Consider the following 17,247-nt stretch of genomic DNA (forward strand, 5'->3'; position numbering starts at 1 on the left):
AGGTGGTCGGGGCCGGCCGGGGTGTTTACGCCGATTCGTCCCGCTCGTGGGCCGAGATCAAGGTTTCTTCGATCTTGGCGATGGCGAAGCCCCACGCCTGGCTCACGGTAGGCTTCGGCGGGATCACGATCTCCTCGGCGTTGGTCACCACGTCGAGCAGCACCGGCCCGGGGTGGGCCAGCGCGTCGCGCACGGTCTCGTCGACCCGGTCCGGGTCCTCGACGCGCACGGCGTGGATGCCGCAGGCCCGGGCGACGCCGGCGAGGTCCGGGTTCTTGAGCACGGTGCCGAACTCGGGGATGCCGCCCTGCTCCTGCTCCAGCTTGACCATGCCGAGGCGCGAGTTGTCGAACACGAAGATCTTCACCGGCAGCTCGTAGGCCGCCACCGTGAGCAGCTCGCCCATCAGCATGGTGAGCCCGCCGTCGCCGCAGAACGCCACGGTCTGGCGGGTGGGGTCGAGCTGGGCGGCGCCGAGCGCGTGGGGCAGGGCGTTGGCCATCGACCCGAGGTTGTACGAGCCGAGCAGCCGCCGGTTGCCGTGCAGGGTCACGAACCGGGCGAGCCACACCGTGGACATGCCGGTGTCGGAGGTGAACACCGCGTCGGCGTCGGCGTGGCGGTCGATCGCCGCGGCGAGCACCTCGGGACGGATCGCGCGGTCGGTGTTGTCGAAGTGCTTGCGCACGCGGCCGACCACGGTCGAGTCGTAGCCGGGCTCGGCGAGGTGGCGCTGGCGCTCGTGCCAGTGCGTGTACTTCGTGCGCGAAGCGGTGAGGTGCTCGCGCGAGGGCTTCTTGTCCAGCAGCGGCAGCAGCGCGGCCAGCGTGGTGCGCGAATCGCCGACGAGCGCGTGGTCCACGTGCACGCGGCGCCCGATGCGCTCACCCTCGTGGTCGATCTGCACCACGGTCTTGCCCTTCGGGTACCAGTCGCGGTACGGGAAGTCGGTGCCCACCATGAGCAGCACGTCGCCGTGGCTCAGTGCGTGCTGCGCGGCCGGGTTGCCGATCAGTCCGGTCTGCCCGACCTGGTACTCGTTGTCCTGTTCGAGGGCTTCCTTGCCCTTGAGCGTGAGGACCATCGGCGCGGCCAGGTTTTCCGCGGTGGCCAGCACTTCGTCCCGCGCCTCGCGCGCTCCGGAGCCGACGAGCATGGTCACCGTGGCGGCGCCGTTGAGCACCGCCGCCACCTCGTCGAGCGCGGCGGCCGCGGGTGTCACCGGCGGGTGCTGGCTCACGAAGCGCGGTTCGAGCGTGCCGCTCGGCAGATCGCGCCCGGCGACGTCGCCCGGCAGCGTGAGCACGGCCACGCCGCCGCGGGCGTAGGCCGCGTTCACCGCCAGCTCCAGCAGGTACGGGAACTGGGCCGGGTCGGTGATCGTGCGCGAGAACACCGAGACGTCGCGGAACACCGCGTCGTTGTCCACTTCCTGGTGGTAGTCGCTGCCCATCTCCGCGCTCGGCACCTGGCCGCAGATCGCGAGCATCGGGGTGTGCGACTTCTTGGCGTCGTAGAGCCCGTTGAGCAGGTGCAGCGAGCCCGGGCCCACCGTGCCCATGCACACGCCGATCCGGCCGGTGAGCTGCGACTGCGCACCCGCGGCGAACGCGCCGGCCTCCTCGTGGCGCACCCCGATCCAACGGATGCGGGGCTCCTGGCGCAGCGCGTCGGTGATCGGGTTCAGCGCGTCGCCGACCACGCCCCACATCGCGGTCACGCCGTGATCGGCCAGGCTCTGCACGAGCATCTTCCCGACAGTGGTCATCAGCAGCCTCTCAGCGGTCTCCGGGGGTGGGAAGGGAAATCCCGGGCCGAGCGTACTGGGCGCGCGGGCCGGATCCGGGTGAACACGCGTAGATCGTTTCGCCGGCTTTCGTGGTTCCGGACGACTCGCGGTCCACACTGGACGGCTTGACCCGAGACGGCCGCGCCTGGGATTCTCCTCCTCCGTTGCGACATCGGGGAGAAACGGCGGCATGACCGGCAAACGGGGCGGGCTCGCGGCCTTGCTCGCGGGGTTCTTCGTGCTGCTGCTCGACACCACCATCGTGGCGGTGGCGAGCCCGGCGATCCAGCGGGAGCTGAAGCCCGGTGTGGCGGGACTGTTCTGGGTCACGGCGGGCTACCTGCTGGCGTTCTCGGTGCCGCTGCTGGTGTTCGGCCGGCTCGGCGACCGGTTCGACCCGAAACGCGTGTACCTCTGCGGGATGGCGGGCTTCGGGGTCGCGTCGGTGCTGTGCTCGCTGGCGCCCTCGACCGGCTGGCTGATCGCCTTCCGCGTGCTGCAAGGCCTTGCCGCGGCGGCGATGGCGCCGCAGCCGCTCACGTTGATTCGGCGGCTCTTCGCCGAGGACGAACGAGGCCGCGCGCTCGGCATCTGGGGCTCGGTGGCGGCCGCGGGCACGCTGCTCGGACCGGTGGCCGGGGGAGTGCTCACCGCGGCCCTGGACTGGCGCTGGATCTTCTGGGTCAACGTGCCGCTGTGCGCGGTCGCGCTGGTGCTCGGCCTCCTGCTGATCCCCGGCAGCCCGGGCCGGGCCACGCCGTTCGACGTCGTCGGTGCCGTCACGAGCACGGCGGGACTGAGCCTGCTGGTGTGGGCGCTCTTGACGTGGCAGCCGCTGTCGCTCGTCGCGGCGGTGGTGGCCGTGGTGCTGCTGGCCGCGTTCCACCGCCGCGAACGCGGCCACGGCGAGGAAGCTCTCGCCCCGCTCGCGCTCTTCCGGTCACGCGACTACACCCGGGCCAGTCTCGCCATGGCCGCGCTCGGGGCGACCGTGCTCGCGATGGCCCTGCCGACGATGCTCTACGTGCAGGACGTGCGCGGCTTCGGTGCGCTGGAGGGCGCGGCGGTGATGGCGCCGGACGCCCTCGTGGCGATGGTGCTTTCACCGCGCGCCGGGCGGTGGGCCGATCGGGTCGGGCCGCGCCGCCCGGCGGTGCTCGGCCTGGTGCTGCTCACGGCGAGCCTGCTGATGGTGGGTCTCGTGGTCGTGCTGCACTTGGCCCCTTGGTGGGTCGCGGCCGGAGCCGCCGTGCTGGGCGCGGCCAACTCGTTCGCGTGGGCGCCGTTGTCGGCGACGGCACTGGCGGCGGTTGAGCCCGCGCTGGCGGGGGCGGCGTCCGGGGTGTTCAACACTGTGCGCCAGGTCGGTGCGGTCGCGGGTGTCGCGGTCACGGGCGCGATCCTCGCTGGACTCGGTGCCCGGCCGACGGCTGCGTTCGGCGTCGTGTTCGGCTTGCTCACGCTCACGGCCGCCGCGGGCACGGTCGCGGCCGCACGGCTGCCGAGGACCCCGGCCCGGGTCAGTCAGTGGCGAAGTCGGCGGTGGCCGCGTTGTCCCGTTGGGCTTCGACGTCGGCCAGCCGCTCGCGCAGGGCCTTGGTCATGAGCTGCCAGGCATCCGAGCCGAGCACGAGCCGGCGGGGCGGGTTCGGCGACACCGCGGCGCGCACCACAGCGGCGATGGTGTTCTCCTGGCTGTCGGTCATGTCCTCGGGCGGGATCGGCTCGCGGTCGGCCGGCCCGCCGCGGTAGGGCGCGCTCACCGGCACGCGGTCGGCGGCGTCGAAGAAGCCCGTGCGGACCATGCCGGGCTCGATCAGCGTGGTGCGGATGCCGAACGGCGCGACCTCGTCGGCCAGCGCGTCGAAGAAGCCCTCGATGCCCCACTTGGTCACGTGGTAGAGCGAGAACGCCGGGAACGCGAGCTGCCCGCCCATGCTCGACATCTGCAGCAGCCGGCCGCCGCCCTGCGCGCGAAGGTGGGGCACCGCGGCGCGGGCCAGCTGGATCGAGGCGGTGAGGTTGGTGGCGATCATGCGCTCGATCTGCGGGTCGGTGAGGTCTTCGGCCGTCGCGAACACGCCGAAACCGGCGTTGGACACGACCACGTCGATGCGCCCGAGCGCGGTGAACGCCTCGTCGACCACGGCCCGCAGCGCGGCGGTATCGGTGACGTCCAGCGCGCGCACCCACAGGCGGTCGCCGTAGCGGTGCGCGAGGTCGTCGAGCTGATCCGGGCGGCGCAGCGTGGCGGCCACCCGGTCGCCGCGGGCCAGCACCTGCTCCACGAGCTCGCGGCCCATCCCGCGCGACGCTCCGGTCACGAACCAGGTCCTCGTCATGGTGTTTCCTCCTCGAATTTCGGTCTCCTTCCTGACTACCCCTGCCAGGGCTGAAAAAATCCATGCAACAGATGAGAGTCGCGCATCGCAGCGATACGATTTCCGGATGAGTGAGGTGACGGTGACCGGCCTGCGGGCCGTGCGGGAGATCGCGCTGAGTGGCTCGTTCACGGCGGCGGCACGGCTGCTCGGGTATTCGCAGCCGGCGATCTCGCGCCAGGTGGCCGCGATGGAGGCGGCGGCCGGGCAGCCGCTGTTCGTCCGCGAGGGCCGCGGGGTGCGGGTGAGCGCGGCCGGCGCCGTCGTGGTCGAGCACGCGGGCCGGATCCTCGCCGGGATCGGGGCGCTGGAACAGGATCTGGCGAGTCTCGACGACCGGCTCGCCGGCCGCGTCCGGCTCGGCGCTTTCCCGTCCGCCACGGCCGTGCTCGTGCCGCGCGCGATCGCGCGGCTGCGCACCGAGCACCCGGGGCTGGACGTGGCGCTCACCGAGGCGGCGACGCCCGCGCTCGTGCGCCAGCTGCGCGCCCGGCGCCTGGACGTGGCCGTGATCGGTGTCGGCGCCGGGCTGCCGGACTACGACCTGACCGGGCTCGAGCAGGAGGTCGTTTCGGCCGGTGGCCTCTGCGTCGCGGTGCCCGCCGCGCACCGGCTGGCCGGCTCCGGCGTGGTGCCGGTGGCCGAGCTCGCCGGCGAGACGTGGATCGCCGGCCCCGGCGGTGACGACCCGCAGTTCCGCGCCTGGCCCACGCTCGCCGACCCCGTGCTCGGCCACGCCGTGCGCGGCTGGCCGGCGCGGCTCGGTCTGGTCGCCGCCGGGCTGGGCGTGTGCCTGATGCCGGTGGTCGCCGCTCCGTCGGTGCCGGCCGGCGTGGTGACCGTCGGCGTCGACGACCCGGGCTGGCCGGGGCGCCGCACGGTCGCGCTCACCCGCGAGGCCCGCGGCGCCGAAGCCGCGGGGGTGGTTTCGGCTCTGCGGCGGGCCGGTGAAGAACTCGGGGCGTGACGACGGCGGAATTGTTTTCCCGCTTGATACACCGTTTCTATGGAGTCATAGGAAAAGACAGTGAACGAGCGCCCGCGAATCGATGGCCCCGGATGTGTTCGCGCCCTTACGCTCAGGCGCATGACAACCAAGAAGCAGGCCGCCGACGCGGTGCTCGAGGCGAAGGTCCGGCTGGGCCTCACCTGGGCCAAGATCGCCGACGCCATCGAAGCCCCGCTGGCGTGGACGACGTCGGCGCTGCTCGGGCAGCACCCGGTTCCCGCCGAAAAAGCCGCGAAGGTGGCCGCGATCCTCGAACTCGAGGACGACGTGGCGAAGGCCCTGCAGCTGCAGCCCACGCGCGGCGCGCTCGACGCCGTGGTGCCGACCGATCCCACGATCTACCGGTTCTACGAGGTGCTGCAGGTCTACGGGCCCACCATCAAGGAACTGATCCACGAGCAGTTCGGCGACGGCATCATGAGCGCCATCAACTTCAAGCTCGACGTCGGGCGTCGCGAAGACCCGGGCGGCGAGCGCGTGGTCGTGACCCTCGACGGGAAGTTCCTGAAGTACCAATGGGAGTGAGCGGTGCCTGAACCGGGTCGCGCCGGTCGGGCCGACCGGCCCGGGGCGACCCGGCCGCGTCAGGAAGCCGACCACACCGCCAGCACATTGCCTTCCGGATCCCGGAAGTGGAACCGCCGCCCGCCCGGAAACGCGTACGCGGGCTCGACGATCGTGCCGCCCGCCGCCACCACGGCCGCCTCACTGGCCGCCAGGTCGTCGGAGTACAGGATCGACAGCGGGCCACCCGCCGCGACCTCGTCGGCGACGACGAACCCGCCCACCTCCGGCTGGGCTTCGGCCGGTTCGGCCCGGATCCCGGCGTACCCGGGCCCGTAGTCGTTGAACGCCCAGCCGAACGCTTCGCGGTAGAACCGCGTGGCGCGGTCGAGGTCGGTCACGGTGAACTCGGTGTAGTCGAGGCGGTGGTGCGACGAAGCCATGGTGATCCTTCCGATCGGCCGACAGGACACCGCTCATTCTGGGCTTCGGCACCGACAAAACCGCACCGCCACCACCGCACCGACGGAAACCGGCGCGACAGGAACCGGTACCGCCGGCCGGCAGGACACAAACCGGCACCGACAAACGGCATCGACAGAAACCGGCATCGACAGAAACCGGCATCGACAGAAACCGGCATCGACAGAAACCGGCATCGACACAACGCATGACCGTCGGCGACCCAGTCATCTGACGGGCGCCGGCGCGACCCCGCCCCGCTGATCATGGTGCGACCACGATCAGCGGAGGCACGATGGGCCCGACGGAAAGACCCGGCGCCGTGATGCGCGCGGCGTACTACGAAAAGCAAGGCCCGGCCCACGAGGTCCTGCGGGTCGGCACCGTGCCGGTGCCCCGGCCCGGGCCGGACGAGGTGCGCGTTCGCGTGGTCGTGTCGGGCATCCACGTCGGTGACGTCGGCAAGCGCCGCGGGTTCTGGGGCTCGACCATGACCTACCCGCGCGTGATCCCGCACGGGGACGGCGCCGGGGTGATCGACGCCGTGGGCCGGCACGGGGACCCAGGCCGCATCGGCGAGCGCGTGTGGGTGTACCTCGCGCAGTCGTACCGCCCGTTCGGCACGGCGGCCGAGTACACGGTGGTGCCCGCCGCCCACGCCGTCGCGCTGCCCGACGGGATCGACCTGGCCCAGGGCGCCCTGCTCGGCATCGCGGGCATCACCGGCCACCGCGCCGTGTTCGCCGCCGGACCGGTGAGCGGCCGGACCGTGCTCGTCACCGCACCGCTGGGCGGCGTGGGCCGGGCGGCGCTGGCCGTGGCCCGCCGCGGCGGCGCCACCGTGATCGCGACCGTGCGCCACGCCGAGCAGGTCGACGCCGCGCTGCGAGCCGGCGCGCACCACGTGGTCAACGTGCGCGAGGGCGACCCCGTCGAGCAGATCCGCGCGATCGCGCCCGACGGCGTCGACCGGATCGCCGAAACCGATCTGGCCGGCAACGCGGCGCTCGACGTCGAGGTGCTCGCCTACCACGGCTCGATCGCCACCTACGCGACGAGCGACGCCGAAGCGCCGCTGCCGTATTGGCCCGCCGCGTTCAAGAACCTCACCGTGCACTTCCTGAGCAACGACGACTTCCCGGAAGCCGCCAACGCCGCCGCGGCCGCCGACCTCACCGCGGCCGCGGCGGCGGGCGACCTGCGGTACCCGATCGCGGCGCGGTTCCCGCTCGGGCGCGTCGCCGACGCCCAGGACGCCACCGAAACGGCCGGCGCGGCCGGACGGATCGTGCTCGACATCTGAGACCCCGAGGGAGAGACCATGGACCACTCGGCGAGCGCGGCCGGCGGACACCTTTCGCAGCGCCAGATCCTGACCGTGCTGTCCGGGCTGATGCTCGGCATGCTGCTGGCCGCGCTGGATCAGACGATCGTGTCGTCGGCGATGAAGACGATCGCGGACGAGCTGCACGGTCAGAGCCTGCAGGCGTGGGCCACCACGGCGTACCTGATCACCGCGACGCTCTCGACGCCGTTGTACGGCAAGCTGTCCGACCTGTTCGGCCGCAAACCGATGTACCTCACGGCGATCTCGATCTTCCTCGCCGGCTCGCTCGCGAGCGGCACCGCGACGTCGATGTACGAGCTGGCCGCGTTCCGCGCGGTGCAGGGCCTCGGCGCGGGTGGGCTGATGTCGCTCGGGCTCGCGATCATCACCGACATCACCTCGCCCCGCGAGCGCAGCAAGTACCAGGGCTACTTCACCGCGGTCTTCGGCATTTCGAGCGTGGCCGGCCCGGTGGTGGGCGGGTTCTTCGCCGGGGCGGGCACGGTCGCGGGCATCACCGGCTGGCGCTGGGTGTTCCTGGTCAACGTGCCGATCGGCCTCGTCGCACTGGTCGTGGTCAACCGGGTGCTGAACCTGCCGACGGCGAAGGTCCGCCAGCGCATCGACTTCCTCGGCGCCGGCGCGCTCGTGCTCGCCCTCGTGCCGCTGCTGCTGGTGGCCGAGCAGGGCCGCGACTGGGGCTGGGGTTCGCCGGCGTCGATCGCGCTGTTCGTGGTCGGCGCGCTCGGCGTGGGGTTGTTCGGGTGGCAGGAACGCCGGATGGGCGACGCGGCGCTGCTGCCGTTGCGGCTGTTCGGGTGTTCGGAGTTCCGCGTGGCCACGGTGGTCACGGTGATCGTGGGCGTCGGGATGTTCGGCGCGATGCTGTCGCTGCCGCTGTACCTGCAGATCGTGAAGGGCTCCACGCCGACGGCGGCCGGCCTGCAGATGCTCACGCTCACCGCGGGCATGATGATCTCCAGCACCGCCTGCGGACTCGTGACCACGAAAACCGGCCGGTACAAGGTGTTCGCGGTCGTGGGGCTCGGGTTGCTCACCGCGTCGATGTTCGGTCTCGCCGCGATCGGCGTGGACACCCCGGTCGCCGTGGTGATGGCCCTCGCGTTCGTGATCGGGCTGGGCCTCGGCGCGTCGATGCAGACGCTCACCCTGGCCGCGACCAACGACGTGCTGCCGGGTGACATCGGCGTGGCGACCTCGGCGTCCACGTTCTTCCGCCAGATCGGCGGCACGGTGGGCGCCGCGGTGTTCCTGTCGATCCTGTTCAGCACTGTCGGCGGTCAGATCACCTCGGCCCTGCGCGCGGCCGCGGCTTCGCCGGCCTACGTCGCGGCGCTGGCCCGGCACCCGGAGTTCGCGCAACGGATGAGCGGCGGCGTCGACGTGAACGACACGTCGTTCCTCAAGACCCTCGACCCGGTTCTGGCCCACCCGATCCTGGAGGGTTTCGCCGGGTCCATGCGCCTGGTGTTCCTCATCGGCGGTTTCGTGGCGGCGGTGGCGTTCGGCGTGGTGTGGCTGCTCGAGGAGAAGCCCCTGTCGGACAAGTCCGCGATGGAACGGCGGACCTCGGAGGCGGAAGGAGCGGCCGCGGCCGAGCCCGCGGGGTGAGGCGCCACTCGGCGTGCCGTCTCACCGACTTCTCGGGCGCGGGGGTTCAGATCGCGTAGTGCCACCCGGTGAGCGCATACGCGCTGAACCAGCAGCCGAGCAGGACCAGGCCCGCGGTGGCCGCCACGGCGGTGCTCGTGCGGCGGCCGGAGAGGCCTTGGGCGAGCGGCAGCAGCAGGACGAACCCCGGCAGCAGGAACCGTGCCTTGGCGAACGGGATGCCGGCCGTGCCCGCCACGAGCACCACCATGCCCGCGCCGAACGCGATCAGGGGCCACCAGCCTGGCCGGTCGCGCAGCCGCAGTGCCAAGAGCACGGCCGCGGCGAGGGCGAGGAAGACCACGAAGACGTTGCCGACTTCCATCACCGACCGGCCCTGCACGAGTTGTTCGCCGACGAACCCGAAGGTTTCCCGGCCGAGGTCGAACCGCGTGTGCCAGCCGTGCCACTCGAGGTCGAACCAGCCGAAGAGGCTGCCCGTCTGCTGTGCGACCCAGAGCCAGTAGCCGACCAGGCCGACGGGCGCGGCCAGGGCGGCGAGCAACGGCGCCGGCCGGGGGGCGCGCGCGAAGGCCACGATCCCGGCGAACACGACCACCCCCACGAGCACCACCGCCGTCGGCCGCGTGAGGCCCGCGGCGACGCAGCACAGCGCCGCGAGCATCCACCGCTTCTCGACGAGCCCGACCAGCGCCCAGGCGACGAACGCCGTGAACAGGGCCTCGGTGTAGACCATCGACAAGGTGATCGACAGCGGCGCGCCGGCCCACAGCGCCACCAGCAGCAGGCCGCGCCGCTCCGCCCCGGGCTCGCCGCCGGCGATCCGGCCGAGCCGGTACACGCCCAGCGCCGCCGCGATGCCCGCGACCACGCTGATCAGCAGCCCGGCCGTGGTGCTGTCGAGCCCGGTGCCGGTGGCGAGCGCGTGCATCAGGAACGGGTACAGCGGGAAGAACGCCAGCGGTGTGTGCGGCGCGAAGTGGCCTTCGGCGTCGACGAGGCCGTGGGTGATGCCGCCGTAACCCTGGTCCGCGATCGCCAGGTACCACTGGCCGTCCCAGGCGGTGAGCCGGTCCAGCAGCGGCTGGCCGTTGTCGGCCGCGAACACCGCCAGCAGCACGACGCCGAGGACGCGCACGCCGAGGTAGATCCCGGCGGCCCGGAGGTAGCCCAGCCGCCCGGAAACGCGGGCGGCCGCGGGCGCGGCGGGAGAAAGCAGTGTTGTCATGGCCGGGTTCCGTTCGGGGTCGGGCGAGGGGGCCGGTGGGCGGTCACGGCGTCGAGGTCGGGGAGAGGCCGGGGCTCGCGGGACTGTGCGAGCTCTCCCGGCCCGTGGTGGTGTTCGTCGTCGTTCCCGGTGGCGGCTGGGTGAAGCGGGTGGTGCCGGTCGTCGCCGTGGTGGCGGCGGTCGACGTGGTGGTGCTCGTCGTCGTGGTCGTGGTGCTCACCGGGGCCGCGGGTGGCGCGGCGGGGCCGAGGTGGCCGGCGGGGTGCGGGCGCAGGGTCAGCGGCACCAGCACGAGGGCCGCCGTGGCCAGCGCGCTGCCCGACACGGTGAGGCCGCGGCGTACGGCCCGGCGCCGGCGGCCGCGGCGCACGGCCTGGTCCACGGAGACGCCCGGGCCGGGGCCCGTGGTGTCGGGGCCGGCGAGGTGGATGAGGGCGCGGGCCTGCTCTTCGTTCATCGGTCGCTCTCCTCGGGAAACGGGTCGCGGAACTGGTCGCCGAGCGCGCGTTTGAGAGCGGCGAGGCCGCGGGCGGTCTGGCTCTTCACGGTGCCTTCGCTGCAGCCCAGCGCGGTGGCCGTCTCGCCGACGCTGAGGTCCGTCCAGAAGCGCAGCACGAGCACGGCCCGCTGCCGGGGCGGCACCTGCGCCAGCGCCGCGCGCACGGCGAGCCGGCCGGCGTGGTCGGTCTCGGGCAGCGCGGCGACGTCGGGCGGGGCGGCGGAGACCAGTTCCAGCTGCCGCCACTTGCGCCGGTTCTCGCGCACGAACGTGCGCACCAGCACGGTGCGCGCGTAGGCGTCGAGGCCGCCTTGGCGCACCAGGCGGGGCCAGATCACATAGAGCTTGACCAGGGTGGTCTGCACCAGGTCGTCGGCGCGGTGCCATTCGCCGCTGAGCACGTACGCGGTGGTCCGCAGCGCCGAGGCACGACTGTGCACGAAGGCGGTGTAGTCCGCCTCCCAGTCCCGGTGACCCACTGCGTCGCTCTCCTCGCCGGGGCCGCCGGTCGGGGGCCCTCACTCCACAAAGGCCCTGGGACATCCGGGCGGTTGCACGGGGCTCGGGTGACGAGCGTCACTACCAGCACGCAGACTGCGCTCAGCAGAACGCCCGGGCCCGGAGCAGGCGGCTCCGGGCCCGGGCGTGCGATTCGTCCGGTGTGGACGGTTACGCCGGTACCGACCAGCGCTGGTTCGGACCGCCGGAGCAGGTCCAGATCTGGAGTTTCGTGCCGTTGGCGGTGCCGCCGTCCTTCACGTCCAGGCACTTGCTGCTGCCGGCGTTGACCAGCGAGCCGTTCGCGCCGGCCGACCACTTCTGGTTGGGGGCGCCGAAGCAGTCCCACAGCTGCACGGCGGTGCCGTCCGCGGTGCCGTTGCCGGTCACGTCGAGGCACTTGCCGAGGGCGCGGACGGTGCCGTCACTCGAGAGCGTCCACTGCTGGTTGGGGCCCGACGTGCAGTCCCACAGCTGCGGCTGGTTGCCGTTCACGGTCGAGCCGCCGGTCACGTCGAGGCACTTGCCGCCGAGGCCCGAGATCGGGCCGGTGCGCCCGGTCGGCGGGGGAGTGGTGGTGCCGCCGCCGGTGCCGGGCCAGGTGAACGTGGCCATGGAGCCGGCCGGCAGCTGGTAGCCGAACGACTGGCCGCCGTAGGACACCTGGAAGTTCTGCGTGCCGCCGGTGTTGAGCGCGACGAGCACGATCGTGCCGTCCGGGTTGCGGAACGCGACGTTCTCGATCCCGCCTTCGCCGTAACCGGTCGAGTCGATCCGCACCGCGCCGGGCTTCACGAACTTGCTCAGGTGCCCGAGCACGTAGTACTCGGCGTTGTAGCTCACGGTGCCGCCGCTCACGGTCGCGACACCCGTGCAGTTGCCGCAGCTGCCGATCACCGGGCCGTGGTTGTTGTCCAGCGCCAGGTTCCACGTCGCGACGGTGCGCGCGTAGTTGCGCGTGGCGCCGATCGTGAGGTTCATGCCCTGCCAGCGCAGCGTGTCGGCGAAGGTGCTCGCGACGTTGTCGGAGTCGTGGCCGGAGCACTCGGTGAAGAAGACGTCCTTGTGCTGGTCGTTCCAGACCTTCGACTGCGCCGACGGGTCACCGCCGTAGCAGTGCCACGCCGACCCGGCGACGTTGCCGCCGGCCTGGTTGTTCACCTGCTCGGCGAAGTCGGTCACGTCCCAGTTGTGGTCGTAGCCCAGGATCTTCGCCGGCAGGCCCGCCGCCCGCAGCTTCGGCGCGAGCGTGTTGATGATGTCCGCCTGCTGGTTCGCGTCCATCGTCATGCTCGGGTAGCCGGGCGCGGGGAAGCGCGGCTCGTTCTGCACGCTGAGGTAGTCGATCGGCACCCCGGCCGCGCCGTAGGCCTGCGCGAACTTCACCAGGTAGTCGGAGAAGACGCCGATCTGGTCGTTGCGCAGCGAGCCGCCGATGAGGTTGTTGTTGTCCTTCATCCACGCCGGCCCGCTCCACGGCGTGGCCATCACCGACAGCTTCGGGTTCAGGCTCTTGGCCTGCTTCACGAGCGGCAGGATGTAGGCGTTGTCGTGCGCCACGGTGAACCGCGAGAGGCTCGGGTCGGCCGCGCCGTCGTCGTAGGTGTAGAAGCTGCGCGAGAAGTCCGACGCGCCGATGGGCTGGCGCAGGAAGCTCAGGCCGATGCCGCTGGAGGTGTCGAACAGCGCGTTCATGATCTCGTCGCGCCGCGGCGAGTTGGTGATGTTCCACGCCGACGCATCGGTGAAGGACGCGCCGAAGCCCACCATCGACTGGTAGGTGGCGTTGGGGTTCACCGTGATCACCGGCCCGCTGCCACCCGAGCCGAATGCGACATTTCCCTGTTGTGTCAACAGGTTCGCGCGGTCCGGGGTGGTGAGCCACACGCTCGCCGTGGTGGCGGCCTGCGCGGCGGGGGCCAGTGCGGTGAGGGAGGCGGCGGCGCTCGCGGTGGCGACGACGGCCGCCACGGCGAACCGCCGGCGTGCCGATCTCGGTTGTCGTGCGGTGGCTGACATTTCCGCTCCTTTGCGGGATCTCCGAACGCGCTCCGGTGAGCGGCTCGTCTCCTGCGACAGTGGCGGCTGTCAGACAGTGTTCCGGTGCCCCGTTTTCCCGGTGCTCCGAGGCGAGGCGGGCGCCGGCCGGAGTGGCCCGGTCGGCGGCGGGGCCAATGGTAAATTTCCCTTACGAACGGTGTCAAGGCTTCGGTCGACGGCATTGTGCACCGCGCGGGGCGCGGAAACCACGGGCGATCGAGTCAGATTCCGTCGCTTCCGGATCAGGTTTCGACGGCGGCGAAGACTGCTTCGAATGCGGCGGAAGCTGTTGTACAGTCGCGCTTGTCGAAGGCCATCCCGTGTGCGCGGACCTGAAATCGGGCGCACGGAGAGGAGAAATCGCGTGCTGGAGAAAAGCAAGCTCGTCACCCGTCCGCCCCACGACCTCGGGGGTCTTCCCGAGGGCGCACTGGTCCGGACCGAGCACGACCTGACCCCGTTCGAAAAGAGCTGCCACGCTCTGCTCAACGTGCTCGCCGTGCACCAATTGGTGAACACCGAGGAAAAACGGCGCGGCGTGGAAGATCTCGGATCGGAGATCATCGGGAAACTGACCTACTACGAACGGTGGGCGGTTTCCGCGTCGAAGGTCCTCATCGAGAAGAAGATCATCACCAGTGAAGAGCTGGGCAAGAAGATGGCCGAGATCCGCACGCGCCTGCTGGAGGACTCGTGACCGAGGCCCGCTTCCGCACCGGCGACCCCGTGCGGATCTCCGAGCGCTACGCGCCGGGCCACGTCCGCACGCCGGTGTACGTGCGCGGGAAGGAAGGCACCGTCGAACGCGTGCTGCCTCGCTTCGTCAACCCGGAGCTCGAGGCGTACGGCGTGAACGAGGGCAGCGAAACCCGGCTGTACCGCGTGCGGCTCGACCAGAGCTCGCTGTGGCCCGACTACGAAGGCCGGCCCGCCGACGTGGTCGAGATCGAGATCTACGAGCACTGGCTCGAGCCGATCGCCGACACCGCGGTGGTTTCGACCGAATCCGCGGCTGTGAACGACTCCGCCGCTTCGAACGACAAGGACTGACCGTGGCCGAACACGCACACCCCCACGCCGATCCACACACTGATCCGCACGCGCCGATCGAAGCGGCGCCGGGTGAACCGGACTACTTCGACGTGCTGCAGATGGCGATCCGCGAGCTCGTGGTCGAGAAGGGCCTGATCGGCGCGGGTGAGGTCCGCGAGATGATCGAGACGCTCGACGCGCACGAACCGTCGCGCGGATCCGCCCTCGTGGCGCGCGCCTGGTCCGACCCCGCGTTCAAGGAGCGGCTGCTCGCCGACGGCACGGCCGCCATCGAGGAGTTCGGGATCGACAACTACGACGGCACGCGGCTCATCGTGCTGGAGCAGACCCCGGACACGCACAACCTCGTGGTGTGCACGCTCTGCTCGTGTTACCCGCGGCCCGTGCTCGGGCTGCCGCCGGACTGGTACAAGAGCCGCCCCTACCGCGCGCGGGCGGTGCGGGAGCCGCGGGCGCTGCTGGCGGAGTTCGGCACCGACGTGCCCGACGACGTGAAGATCCGGGTGCACGACAGCACCGCGAACATGCGGTACCTCATCCTCCCGATGCGACCCGACGGCACGGACGGCTGGAGTGAAGAGGACCTCGCCGAACTGGTCACCCGGGACTCGATGATCGGCGTGTCCCCGGCCCGCACGCCGTGACGCTCGACGAGCCCCCAGGAAAAGCAGTACAGGGGAACGCGGCACCGGACGACACGGCGCAGGAAAAGACCGTGAACACAGGGAAATCCCGCGAATGGCCGCCGGCCGCCTGGCTGGCCGAGCTGCTCGGCACCGCGCTGCTGGTGCTCGCCGCCCTGAGCGCGATCGCGCTGACCATGGCCCCGGCCGGGCCCTTGCACAGCTGGCCGATCACGCTGCGGGTGGCCGTGATCGGGGTCGCGGTGGGCGGCACGGTCGCGGTCTTCGCGGTGAGCCCGCCGGGCAAGCGGTCGGGCGCGCACCTCAACCCGGCGGTGAGCCTGCTGATGGCGCTGCGGGGAGTGCTTTCCGTGCGCGACACCGTGGCGTACGCGGTGGCGCAGCTGGCCGGGTCCGTGGCCGGGGTGCTCGTGGCCCGGCTCCTGTGGGGCCACTGGATGCGCGACGTGTCCGACGGCGTGATCAGGCCCGGCCCGGGTGTGGGCACGGCCGGCACGATCGTCGGGGAGACGGCGACCTCCCTGGTGCTGCTGCTCGTGTTGTCGTGGCTGGTGTCCAAGCCGCGTCCGCGCGAGACGCCGTGGGTGATCGGCGCGGTGATCCTCGTGCTGATCGTGCTCACCGGCACGACCTCGGGCGGCAGCTTCAACCCGGCGCGTGACTTCGGGCCGTACGTGCTCAGCGGAGACTTCAGGTACTTCTGGATTTACCTGCTCGCGCCGATGGTGGCCGCGCTGCTCGCGGCGGGCGGCCTGCGCGTGGCCGGGGCCTGGAAGCCGCGCACCTGCAAGCTGTGCGATCCCGCCTTCGGCGGAGTGGGGGTGACATGACGGAGACCGCGACCGGGCCGGCGTTGCGGCAGGCGGTCTGCCGCGAGCTGGAGCTGGCGGGGTTCACGATCCACGACGGGGGCCCGGCCGGCGGTGTGGAGGTGCGGGAGTGCCCGCCCGATCACGGTGGTGGGGTCCTCGTGAGCTGGGCGCCCGCCGCCGCCGCGTTCCAGCCGATCGACGAGCGCGTGACCGCGGTCGAGAAGACCATGGCCGGTGCGCTGCTGCGGGTGCTCGAACACCTCGGGTTCACGGCGGAACCGCTGGGCGAGTCGTTCTCGGTCCGGGTGGCGGCCGCGTGAGAAGCGCCGTGCTCGCGTTCCTGGGTGCGAACCGGTTCCTGGTGGTGCTGCTCTCCGCGATCGTCGCGGTGACCCTGGTGCTGGTGGCCGGGCTCGCGTTCGTGGGGGAGCACGGCGGCCTCGGGATCGGCGTCGGACTGGCCGCGTTCGCGCTCGGCGCGCGCCACGCCTTCGACGTCGACCACATCGCGGCGATCGACAACACCGCGCGGCGGCTGTCGAACAACCGGCGCGCGTCGTCGATGGTCGGTTTCTGGTTCGCTCTCGGGCACTCGACCGTGGTGCTGCTGCTGACCCTGGTGGTCGCCGCCGGCGCCCGCTTCGCGGCCACGATGACCAGCGACTCGTCGGTGACCCACCAGGTGCTCGCCACGGTGAGCACGAGCGCGTCGGCGTTGTTCCTGTGTTTCGTCGGCCTGCTGAACCTCACCTCGGCGCTCGGCACCCGCAAGGTCTACCGGCGGGCCCGCCTCGGCGAGCTCACCGACGGCGACCTCGAGCGCGTGCTGGACAACCGCGGCACGATCGCGCGCCTCCTGGGGCGGCTCACACGTTCCCTGCACAGCGCGCGCCAGATGTTCCCCGTCGGCCTGCTGTTCGGGGTCGGCTTCGACACGGCCACCGAGGTCACCCTGCTGGCGGTGGCGGGCACTAAGGCCGCCGCCGGGGTGCCGTGGTACTCGGTGGTGCTCCTGCCGGCGCTCTTCGCCTGCGGGATGACGTTGTTCGACACGCTCGACGGCGTGTTCATGACCGCGGCGTACAGCTGGGCCGCGGCGGATCCGATGCGCACCTTGCGCTACACGATGACCATCACGTGGCTCTCGGTCGCCGTGGCGCTCTCCCTCGGCGTGGTCGAGCTGGTCGGCCTGACCCACGACAGCTTCAAGCTGCACGACTCGGTCACGTCGTGGTTCGCCTCGCTCGACCTCGGCAACCTGGGGTACCTGGTCGTGGCTCTGTTCCTGGTGTTCTGGGCGGTGGCGGTCGGCTTCCGCCGCGCCCGCTCGGGCCGCGAGCCGCTGCCGGGCACGAACCGGTGAGCGTCG

18 protein-coding genes are annotated in these 17,247 nt (G+C 71.7%); 11 read left to right on the plus strand and 7 right to left on the minus strand.

Features of this window, described 5'->3' with window-relative positions:
- Nucleotides 1-25: 25 nt before the first annotated feature.
- The gene (locus VSH64_RS07620) at nucleotides 26-1,768 is read right to left on the minus strand and encodes a thiamine pyrophosphate-dependent enzyme (RefSeq protein WP_326834783.1); all 1,743 of its coding nucleotides are present in this window, start codon (nucleotides 1,766-1,768) and stop codon (nucleotides 26-28) included.
- A 211-nt stretch (nucleotides 1,769-1,979) separates the two neighbouring features.
- Here VSH64_RS07620 and VSH64_RS07625 point away from each other — a divergent pair, with 211 nt between their 5' ends.
- Complete coding sequence (locus tag VSH64_RS07625) at nucleotides 1,980-3,395, plus strand: MFS transporter (RefSeq protein ID WP_326834784.1); 1,416 nt, start codon at nucleotides 1,980-1,982, stop codon at nucleotides 3,393-3,395.
- Here VSH64_RS07625 and VSH64_RS07630 read toward each other — a convergent pair.
- On the minus strand, nucleotides 3,310-4,131 hold the full coding sequence (locus VSH64_RS07630; protein ID WP_326834785.1) for an SDR family oxidoreductase: 822 nt from the start codon (nucleotides 4,129-4,131) through the stop codon (nucleotides 3,310-3,312). The genes VSH64_RS07625 and VSH64_RS07630 overlap by 86 nt on opposite strands.
- A gap of 106 nt (nucleotides 4,132-4,237) precedes the next feature.
- On the opposite strand from VSH64_RS07630, the gene VSH64_RS07635 reads away from it, so the two are divergent.
- Both VSH64_RS07635 and cynS read left to right on the plus strand, forming a co-directional pair.
- Entirely contained in the window at nucleotides 4,238-5,137 is a 900-nt protein-coding gene (locus VSH64_RS07635; protein WP_326834786.1) for a LysR family transcriptional regulator, read from the plus strand.
- Nucleotides 5,138-5,257: 120 nt separating this feature from the next.
- Nucleotides 5,258-5,704: a cyanase gene (gene cynS, locus VSH64_RS07640; protein WP_326834787.1), complete on the plus strand. Its 447-nt coding sequence runs from the start codon at nucleotides 5,258-5,260 to the stop codon at nucleotides 5,702-5,704.
- 59 nt (nucleotides 5,705-5,763) lie between these two features.
- On the opposite strand, the gene VSH64_RS07645 is transcribed toward cynS, so the two are convergent.
- Nucleotides 5,764-6,126, minus strand: coding sequence for a VOC family protein (locus VSH64_RS07645; protein ID WP_326834788.1), 363 nt, complete (start codon nucleotides 6,124-6,126; stop codon nucleotides 5,764-5,766).
- Between the two features lie 314 nt (nucleotides 6,127-6,440).
- Between VSH64_RS07645 and VSH64_RS07650 the strand changes: the two genes are divergently transcribed.
- Entirely contained in the window at nucleotides 6,441-7,448 is a 1,008-nt protein-coding gene (locus VSH64_RS07650) for an NADPH:quinone reductase (RefSeq protein WP_326834789.1), read from the plus strand.
- 18 nt (nucleotides 7,449-7,466) lie between these two features.
- Entirely contained in the window at nucleotides 7,467-9,104 is a 1,638-nt protein-coding gene (locus VSH64_RS07655; protein WP_326834790.1) for an MDR family MFS transporter, read from the plus strand.
- Between the two features lie 46 nt (nucleotides 9,105-9,150).
- Here VSH64_RS07655 and VSH64_RS07660 read toward each other — a convergent pair whose 3' ends face one another.
- From VSH64_RS07660 to VSH64_RS07675, 4 genes are all read right to left on the minus strand, one after another.
- Complete coding sequence (locus VSH64_RS07660; protein ID WP_326834791.1) at nucleotides 9,151-10,332, minus strand: hypothetical protein; 1,182 nt, start codon at nucleotides 10,330-10,332, stop codon at nucleotides 9,151-9,153.
- A gap of 43 nt (nucleotides 10,333-10,375) precedes the next feature.
- Entirely contained in the window at nucleotides 10,376-10,789 is a 414-nt protein-coding gene (locus tag VSH64_RS07665) for a hypothetical protein (RefSeq protein WP_326834792.1), read from the minus strand.
- Nucleotides 10,786-11,310 (minus strand): SigE family RNA polymerase sigma factor, encoded by a 525-nt coding sequence (locus tag VSH64_RS07670; protein ID WP_326834793.1) that lies wholly within the window; start codon nucleotides 11,308-11,310, stop codon nucleotides 10,786-10,788. Before VSH64_RS07670 ends, VSH64_RS07665 begins: the two co-directional genes overlap by 4 nt.
- 190 nt (nucleotides 11,311-11,500) lie before the next feature.
- Nucleotides 11,501-13,348, minus strand: coding sequence for a ricin-type beta-trefoil lectin domain protein (locus tag VSH64_RS07675; RefSeq protein WP_326834794.1), 1,848 nt, complete (start codon nucleotides 13,346-13,348; stop codon nucleotides 11,501-11,503).
- Between the two features lie 385 nt (nucleotides 13,349-13,733).
- On the opposite strand from VSH64_RS07675, the gene VSH64_RS07680 reads away from it, so the two are divergent.
- The 6 genes from VSH64_RS07680 (at nucleotide 13,734) to VSH64_RS07705 (ending at nucleotide 17,241) form a co-directional block, all read left to right on the plus strand.
- Nucleotides 13,734-14,066, plus strand: coding sequence for a hypothetical protein (locus VSH64_RS07680; RefSeq protein ID WP_326834795.1), 333 nt, complete (start codon nucleotides 13,734-13,736; stop codon nucleotides 14,064-14,066).
- Entirely contained in the window at nucleotides 14,063-14,419 is a 357-nt protein-coding gene (locus tag VSH64_RS07685) for an SH3-like domain-containing protein (protein ID WP_326834796.1), read from the plus strand. The genes VSH64_RS07680 and VSH64_RS07685 overlap by 4 nt, the downstream gene beginning before the upstream one ends.
- Nucleotides 14,420-14,421: 2 nt before the next feature.
- Nucleotides 14,422-15,066 (plus strand): nitrile hydratase subunit alpha, encoded by a 645-nt coding sequence (gene nthA, locus VSH64_RS07690; protein ID WP_326834797.1) that lies wholly within the window; start codon nucleotides 14,422-14,424, stop codon nucleotides 15,064-15,066.
- A gap of 71 nt (nucleotides 15,067-15,137) precedes the next feature.
- Nucleotides 15,138-15,896, plus strand: coding sequence for an MIP/aquaporin family protein (locus VSH64_RS07695; protein WP_326834798.1), 759 nt, complete (start codon nucleotides 15,138-15,140; stop codon nucleotides 15,894-15,896).
- Nucleotides 15,893-16,198, plus strand: a complete 306-nt coding sequence (locus VSH64_RS07700) for a hypothetical protein (protein ID WP_326834799.1) — start codon at nucleotides 15,893-15,895, stop codon at nucleotides 16,196-16,198. The genes VSH64_RS07695 and VSH64_RS07700 overlap by 4 nt, the downstream gene beginning before the upstream one ends.
- On the plus strand, nucleotides 16,195-17,241 hold the full coding sequence (locus VSH64_RS07705; RefSeq protein ID WP_326834800.1) for a HoxN/HupN/NixA family nickel/cobalt transporter: 1,047 nt from the start codon (nucleotides 16,195-16,197) through the stop codon (nucleotides 17,239-17,241). The genes VSH64_RS07700 and VSH64_RS07705 overlap by 4 nt, the downstream gene beginning before the upstream one ends.
- Nucleotides 17,242-17,247 lie beyond the last annotated feature (6 nt).

Origin of the sequence: Amycolatopsis rhabdoformis (assembly GCF_035918295.1) — a bacterium.
Lineage (GTDB): Bacteria > Actinomycetota > Actinomycetes > Mycobacteriales > Pseudonocardiaceae > Amycolatopsis > Amycolatopsis rhabdoformis.

Excerpts from the sequence above, each read along its gene's own strand:
- VSH64_RS07620 (WP_326834783.1), bottom strand. The coding sequence starts at position 1,768 with ATGACCACTGTCGGGAAGATGCTCGTGCAGAGCCTGGCCGATCACGGC.
- VSH64_RS07625 (WP_326834784.1), top strand. The coding sequence starts at position 1,980 with ATGACCGGCAAACGGGGCGGGCTCGCGGCCTTGCTCGCGGGGTTCTTC.
- VSH64_RS07630 (WP_326834785.1), bottom strand. The coding sequence starts at position 4,131 with ATGACGAGGACCTGGTTCGTGACCGGAGCGTCGCGCGGGATGGGCCGC.
- VSH64_RS07635 (WP_326834786.1), top strand. The coding sequence starts at position 4,238 with ATGAGTGAGGTGACGGTGACCGGCCTGCGGGCCGTGCGGGAGATCGCG.
- cynS (WP_326834787.1), top strand. The coding sequence starts at position 5,258 with ATGACAACCAAGAAGCAGGCCGCCGACGCGGTGCTCGAGGCGAAGGTC.
- VSH64_RS07645 (WP_326834788.1), bottom strand. The coding sequence starts at position 6,126 with ATGGCTTCGTCGCACCACCGCCTCGACTACACCGAGTTCACCGTGACC.
- VSH64_RS07650 (WP_326834789.1), top strand. The coding sequence starts at position 6,441 with ATGGGCCCGACGGAAAGACCCGGCGCCGTGATGCGCGCGGCGTACTAC.
- VSH64_RS07655 (WP_326834790.1), top strand. The coding sequence starts at position 7,467 with ATGGACCACTCGGCGAGCGCGGCCGGCGGACACCTTTCGCAGCGCCAG.
- VSH64_RS07660 (WP_326834791.1), bottom strand. The coding sequence starts at position 10,332 with ATGACAACACTGCTTTCTCCCGCCGCGCCCGCGGCCGCCCGCGTTTCC.
- VSH64_RS07665 (WP_326834792.1), bottom strand. The coding sequence starts at position 10,789 with ATGAACGAAGAGCAGGCCCGCGCCCTCATCCACCTCGCCGGCCCCGAC.
- VSH64_RS07675 (WP_326834794.1), bottom strand. The coding sequence starts at position 13,348 with ATGTCAGCCACCGCACGACAACCGAGATCGGCACGCCGGCGGTTCGCC.
- VSH64_RS07700 (WP_326834799.1), top strand. The coding sequence starts at position 15,893 with ATGACGGAGACCGCGACCGGGCCGGCGTTGCGGCAGGCGGTCTGCCGC.